The following is a 6,410-nucleotide window of genomic DNA, read 5'->3' as shown; positions in this document are numbered from 1 at the left end:
TGTCTTGTGGGCCCTGCTGCGAGACGGACGCGAATTCAGCATCGACAGACCGGCTTTGGGTGTCGTTATGGCTTGACAAGTTCATTGAGAGTCCTTCGCGATCAGCGGGTGCCGCGTTGCACGAGCGCCGCGACGGCTTCGACGTTGTTCTTGTCCACGAACGCCGGACCGGTCTGCACCGGCGCGCCGCCGCCGAGGGTGTTGCGGTTGGTGCGGTACAGGTTCAGCAGCACCACCGGCAGATAGCCCTGTTCGTACTGCTGCTGGTCCACCGCGAACAGCAGCTTGTCCGCCTTGATCGCGGCGACCACGTCGGCGTTGAGGTCGAAGGTCGCGACCGTGGCGGTCGAACCGGCTTCCTTCACCGCGTCCACCGCGCGCGCGGCGACCTGCGAGTTCAAGGTCAGCACCGCGTCGATCGAACGATCCGCCTCGACCGCGCCCTTGATCCGGGACTGCGCGTCGGTCGGGTTGTTGATGTCGACCTGGAGGGTGGCGCCGTCGCCGAAGGCCCTGGTCGCGCCGTCGCAGCGCTGGTTGGCGCCGATATTGCCCGCCTCGTGGATCACGCAGAGCAGCTTCTTCTTACCGGCGTCGGCGAGGCGCTTGCCCGCGTTCGTCCCGGCCAGGGTCTCGCTCTGTCCGACATGGGTGATCGCGCCGAACTTCGCACTCTCGTTCTCGCCGGAGTTGATGGTGACCACCGGGATACCGGCCGCCACCGCCTTCTCGATGGACGCGCGCAGCGCGTCGGGATTGGCCATGGAGACGACGAGACCGCCGACGCCCTGGGCGACCGCGTTGTCGATCAGCTTGGCCTGCTGGCCCGGATCGCCGGAGGAGTTGTAGTCGACGCGCACGCCGAGATCCTTGCCCGCCTGCTCGGCGCCGTTCTTGACGACATTCCAGAAGGCATCGCCGGCGCTGCCGTGGGTGACGACCGCGACCGACTCCAATGTGCCCTGCGCCCCTTGGGACTGGGTGGGCGCAGGCTCGTCGGAGCCCGGGCCGCTGCATCCGGCCAGGATCGTCGCCGCCGCGATCCACGGCGCCAGGCGGCGTATGCGTTGTATGGCCATCGGTATCTTCACTTTCCCACTAGATTTCCACCCGGCGCCGCCGTGAGGGCCACGAGCCGGCGCAGGCTGTGTTCGGTGTCCCGGCGGGGCCGATCGGCCGGGCCGGTGGGTGCCAAGGCGGTGTCCTGCTCGATGACGTACCAACCGCGGTAACCGGTTTCGCGCATGCCGCGGACCAGCGCCGTGATATCCACATCGCCCTCACCCAGCGGAACATACAGCCCCTGCCGCACCGCTTGGCTGTATTCGAGCGCGCCGTCGCGGATTTCGTCGGCGCGGTCGCCGCGGACGTCCTTGAGGTGGATGTGGCCGATCCGCTCGGGATGGTCGGCGGCCAGGGCCACCGGATCGGTGCCGCCGAGCAGTAGGTGCCCGGTGTCCAAGCACAGGTCCAGATCGGAGTCGGCCAGGAAACGCTCGACCTCGGCCCGGGTTTCGACCTGGGTGCCGACGTGCGGGTGCAGCACGGTGCGCAGGCCGTGACCGGCGGCGACATCGCGGATCAGCGCGGCGGTGTCGAGCAATGTGCGCCATTGCGCGCCGGTGAGTGGCGGACGGGTGTCGTAGCCGTCCAGGCCGGTGGCGGCCGCGAGCACCAGGACCTCGGCGCCGGTCGCGGCGAGCAGGGCCGCGCTGCGCCGGGCGGCGGCGATCGCGGCGTCGGGGTGCTGATGCAGGGCGACGGCGAGGAAGCCGCCGATCGCGCGTATCCCGAATTCTGCCAGCAGTGCCCGCAATTCGGCCGGTTCGGTGGGCAGGTAGCCCGGCGGGCCGATCTCCGTAGCGGTGATGCCGAGGGACGCCATCTCCGACAGCACGGTGCGGGCGTCGAGGACATGCCCCCAGCCCGGCACCTCGCAGACGCCCCAGGAGATGGGCGCGGCGGCGATACGCGGCGGATCCAACGGTGCGGCCATCGGGACTCCCGACCTGTGCGCGAACGCTCGCGGATTGGAGCGCTCCAACTATGTAACGCAGGCCACAGCGTGTCAAGAGGTGTGCGGTCGGGGCGGAAAGCCGTGCGACCTCGGAAGATGTTGCGGTCCACGGCAAGCCGCCGGATCGTTGGAGCGCTCTATTGCCCGTGCGGTACGGACCTTGTAACGTGCGAGCCGCACGGACTCGACGTGCGGACCGGAGGCGAAATGGCGCGACCGACCATGGAGGATGTCGCCGCCCGGGCCGGGGTGTCCCGCGCCCTGGTCTCCCTGGTCATGCGCGACTCGCCCAAAGTGAGCGAGCATCGCCGCCGCGCCGTGCTGGCCGCCGCGAAAGACCTCGGCTACCAGCCGCACATCATGGCACGCTCGCTGGCCAGCCGAACCTCCAATATCGTCGGTGTGCTCGTCTCCGACCTGCGCAACGCCTTCTTCGCCGATGTCGTCGAGGGCATGGACGCGGCGGCTCAGGAACTCGGTTTCGAACTGATCCTCAATACCGGCCGCCGCAGCGCCGCCCGCGAACGCGCCGCGCTGGAAAGCCTGCTGGCGTTCCGGCCGGGCGGAATCATCCTGCTCTCCCCCGTCCTGCCCGCGGCCGCCATCCGGCAGGCGGCCCAACAGGGGCCGGTGGTGCTGGTGTCGCGTGGGTCCGCCGTTCCCGAGATCGACACGGTCAACGACGACGGCGCGGCCGGAGCGGCGCTGGCCGTCGATCACCTGGTGGCCCTGGGGCATCGGCGCATCGTGCACCTGGACGGCGGTGCGGCGTTCACCTCCGCCGCGCGCCGGCGCGGCTATCGCGCGGCCATGCGCCGCCACGGCCTCGAGGCGTTGGTGCTGCCGAGCGAGCACACCGACTCGGCCGGTCTGGCGGCCGTGCAACAGCTACGAAATCTATTCTCCCCCAGAGCTTTTCCCACCGCACTGGTGTGCGGTAACGACTTCAACGCGGTCGGCGCCATGTCCGGGCTGGCCGAAGCCGGGCTGCGGGTACCCGAGGACGTCTCCGTCGTCGGATACGACAACACCTCGCTGGCCGCCCTGCGACACATCTCGCTCACCACCATCGATCAGCCGCGCGTCCGCATGGGCGGGCTGGCGCTCGCGGCCCTCGCCGAACGACTACGCGACGGCCGGACCGGCCCGGTCCGGCACCGCGTCGAACCCTCGCTCGTCGTCCGCTCCACCACCGCCGCACGTACCTGACAGCGCCCCAAGGAGTTTCGATGACCGCAACCGACCTCCGCATCGGCCTCGCCGGCACCGGCCGCATCGGAGCCGCGCACGCCGAAACGCTCACCACCCTGCCCGGCGTCGGATCCGTCGTCGTGGCCGACGCCGATACCGCTCGCGCCCGCGCCATCGCCGCGAAGGTCGGCGCCGAATACCTGCCCGATGTCGAAACCCTGCTGGCCGCAGGGCTTTCCGGCCTGGTGATCGCGACCGCCACCGACTCGCATCCCGAACTCATCACGCGCGCGGTCGATCTCGGCATCCCGGTGTTCTGTGAGAAGCCGGTCGCCGCCGATATCGCCGGCACCCTCGCCGTGATCGATCACCTGGCGACCTCCCCGGTACCGGTCCAGATCGGATTCCAGCGGCGATTCGACGCCGGATACCGTGCCGCTCGCGCCGCTGTCGAGAGCGGCACACTCGGCTGGCTGCACACGCTGCGCGCCACCACCCTCGACCCGGCACCGCCACCCGCCGAGTACATCGCGCGCTCCGGTGGGCTGTTCCGGGACTGCGGCGTCCACGACTTCGACATCATCCGCTGGGTCACCGGCCGCGAAGTTGTCGAGGTCTACGCCACCGGAGCCAATCGAGGCGACGAGTTCTTCAGGGCCGCAGGCGATATCGACACCGCGGCGGCCTGCCTGACGCTCGACGACGACACCCTGGCGACGGTATCGCTGACGCGTTACAACGGCGCGGGCTACGACGTACGCCTCGAAGTCCTCGGTTCGCGCGGCAATGCGGTCGTCGGCCTGGACGAGCGCGCGCCGCTGCACTCCGTCGAACCCGCGTATCCGCCCTCGACATCGCCGGCCTACCCCGATTTCATGGAGCGCTTCCACCCCGCGTACACCGCGGAACTGGCGGCCTTCCTGGAGGTCGCCGCCGGAACTCGGCCCAGCCCGTGCACACCCGCCGACGCGCTGGCGGCCTTCTACATCGCCGAAGCCTGTGCACGGTCGCGTCGAGAGGCGCGTCCGGTCACGCTGCACGAGGTGCGGACGGGCGGAAAAATCCCATGATTTCGACGGACGACCGATCTAGCGTGGGGTGGTGCGATTGACACCCCAGGAGAAGAAGGCGTACAGCTACGCCAAGGATCGGCGCAACACTTACGGCGAGAACGACAAGGCTTCGCGAAAGAACCTGCCGCGCAAGCGGGCTCGCGTGCATCGCGCGAACCGGCAGCACGACGCGCAGCTGCTGTCCCGCACGATCGGCCCGGTGGACGCCGAACACGCCGACACCGTGGAACAGCGGGTCCTCGGGTGGCGCCGCAAGCGATTCCAGAAGTGGCGCGATACGGCACTGGGCGAATACGTCACGTGGCAGCTGGAACGGCGCGCCGAATCATGACCGGGCAACTACCCGACGGATACGAGCTGTCCACCGACGCCACGCGGCTCGACGTCGACCGGGTCCACGAGTGGCTGTCCACCGACGCGTACTGGGCCATGGGCCGGCCGCGGGCGAACCAGGACGCGGCCATCGCCGGATCGCTCAATTTCGGTGTCTACGACTCTATTTCGGGTGCACAGGTGGCCTATGCGCGCGTGGTGACCGACCTGGCCACCTTCGCCTGGCTGTGCGACGTCTACGTCGATAGATCGGTGCGCGGCAAGGGTTTCGGCACCGCCCTGGTCACCGGCATCCGCGCACACCTGGCCCGGCACGGTGTGCGGCGGGTCCTGCTGGCCACCGCCGACGCCCACGACGTCTACGCCAAGGTCGGATTCCATCCGCTGGAAACACCGGACGAGTGGATGATCCTGCGCCTGAACGATTAGATCAGGCAGGCAGCAACCGGGAGACCACCTCTGCCAGCTGCTTCACAGTGCGGCACTCGTGCATCGTGACAAGCTCGGCGTAGCGCGCAGCGGCGGAGTCGCCGGTCGGCCAGGAGCGGGCCGGTTCCGGATTCAGCCAGTAGACATGCTTGGCGCGATCGCACATCTGTTGCAGGGCATCGAGATTCGGATCGGTGCGATTGGTGCGGGCGTCACCGAGGATGAGCAGCGAAGTGCGTGGGCCCAGCGCGTCCAGGTAGCGCTCGGTGAAGCCCCGCAGCGCCTCGCCGTAATTGCTGCTGCCGAAACGCGAGACACCGGATTCGCGCACGATGCGGGCGGCCAGGCCCGGTTCGGGCGGTTCGCCGGGCAGGAAGAAGCCGGTGATCTCGTCACAGGTGTCGACGAAACCGAAGCTGCGAACCCGGCTGAACTGATCCTGGAGCGCCTGCGTCAATTGCAGGGTGAACTCGGCGAATCCGGTGACCGAGCCGGAGAGGTCGGCGAGCACGACCAGATCGGGACGCCCGTGCTTGCGGGCACGCAGCACCGGGTCGACCGGGACACCACCGGTGGCCATCGACCGGCGCAACGTGCGCCGCATATCGATCTGCCCGCGCACCGCCTTCTTCCGGCGGGCCGCCAGGCGCGTCGCCAGCTTGCGCGCCAACGGGCTGACCAGACGCCGCATCTCGGCGAGATCCTGCTCGCGGGCACCCAGGAAATCGACCTGATCGGCGGCCGATTCGATACCGCGCCGGGCGATGTAGTCGGTGCCGCGCAGCTCCGCCGAGCGCAGCCGCGCCTCGGTCTGCACCCGGGTGCGGAAATCGGCGAGGCGGCGCTGAGCCTCGATGGTGTGCACGGCGGCGTCGAGTTCCCCAGCGCCGCCCATGGATTCGACGATCCGATCCCGCAGGTCCTCCGGGCGCAGGTTCTTCATCGTCAGGTAGGAGGACCAGCCCGCGCCGGAGGCCGTGGTCACCGGCCGGTCGGACTGTCCGGTGCCGACTCCGCCGTAGCCGCCGAGCATGGTCAGCGCCTGGCGGGCCAGCTCGGTGACAGCGGCCGCGTCGTCCCGGGCGAGCGCCTCGACCACACGGTCCCGCAATTCGTCGGTGGAGAGTTCGGGATTCGCCTGCGGCAGTTCCGAACCCAGGAAATACAGGTCGAAGAGTTGATCGAAGACCGAGCGCTGACCGTTGCGGCGCAGCAGCGTGGCCGCCAGCCCGGACCGCAGGCGGTTCGAATCTGCCAGCCCGAGCGCGATGATCGCCTCCGCCGCGTCGACGGTCTCGCTGGGTCCGGCGGTGATTCCGTGCTCGCGCAGGATCCCGACGAAGTCCACCAACCGGTCGGTCATCGGC

The 6,410-nt window shown here is 69.3% G+C and carries 7 protein-coding genes; 4 read left to right on the top strand and 3 right to left on the bottom strand.

Annotation, left to right across the window (positions count from 1 at the left end; genetic code table 11):
* Positions 1 to 101: 101 nt before the first annotated feature.
* Positions 102 to 1,079: a sugar ABC transporter substrate-binding protein gene (locus tag ACFVMC_RS12285; protein WP_379209437.1), complete on the bottom strand. Its 978-nt coding sequence runs from the start codon at positions 1,077 to 1,079 to the stop codon at positions 102 to 104.
* A gap of 8 nt (positions 1,080 to 1,087) precedes the next feature.
* Positions 1,088 to 1,996: a TIM barrel protein gene (locus tag ACFVMC_RS12280; RefSeq protein ID WP_379209435.1), complete on the bottom strand. Its 909-nt coding sequence runs from the start codon at positions 1,994 to 1,996 to the stop codon at positions 1,088 to 1,090.
* A gap of 228 nt (positions 1,997 to 2,224) precedes the next feature.
* Here ACFVMC_RS12280 and ACFVMC_RS12275 point away from each other — a divergent pair, with 228 nt between their 5' ends.
* From ACFVMC_RS12275 to ACFVMC_RS12260, 4 genes are read left to right on the top strand one after another with little or no spacing between them, the layout of a single operon-like run.
* On the top strand, positions 2,225 to 3,226 hold the full coding sequence (locus ACFVMC_RS12275; protein ID WP_379209433.1) for a LacI family DNA-binding transcriptional regulator: 1,002 nt from the start codon (positions 2,225 to 2,227) through the stop codon (positions 3,224 to 3,226).
* A gap of 20 nt (positions 3,227 to 3,246) precedes the next feature.
* Positions 3,247 to 4,278 carry a Gfo/Idh/MocA family oxidoreductase gene (locus tag ACFVMC_RS12270; protein WP_379209432.1) on the top strand — a complete coding sequence of 344 codons (1,032 nt, stop codon included), beginning with the start codon at positions 3,247 to 3,249 and terminating at the stop codon, positions 4,276 to 4,278.
* Positions 4,279 to 4,309: 31 nt separating this feature from the next.
* A complete protein-coding gene (locus tag ACFVMC_RS12265; protein WP_379209430.1) occupies positions 4,310 to 4,612 on the top strand; it encodes a hypothetical protein in 303 nt (100 codons plus the stop codon).
* Positions 4,582 to 5,043, top strand: coding sequence for a GNAT family N-acetyltransferase (locus tag ACFVMC_RS12260; RefSeq protein ID WP_379209428.1), 462 nt, complete (start codon positions 4,582 to 4,584; stop codon positions 5,041 to 5,043). The genes ACFVMC_RS12265 and ACFVMC_RS12260 overlap by 31 nt, the downstream gene beginning before the upstream one ends.
* Position 5,044: 1 nt before the next feature.
* Here ACFVMC_RS12260 and ACFVMC_RS12255 read toward each other — a convergent pair whose 3' ends face one another.
* A complete protein-coding gene (locus ACFVMC_RS12255; RefSeq protein ID WP_379209426.1) occupies positions 5,045 to 6,406 on the bottom strand; it encodes a VWA domain-containing protein in 1,362 nt (453 codons plus the stop codon).
* Positions 6,407 to 6,410: the final 4 nt, after the last annotated feature.

Origin of the sequence: Nocardia sp. NPDC127579 (assembly GCF_042672005.1) — a bacterium.
In the GTDB taxonomy this organism is placed as follows: Bacteria; Actinomycetota; Actinomycetes; order Mycobacteriales; family Mycobacteriaceae; genus Nocardia.
Note: the sequence above shows the minus strand (reverse complement) of the source record. Positions and strands in the feature narration are given on the sequence as shown.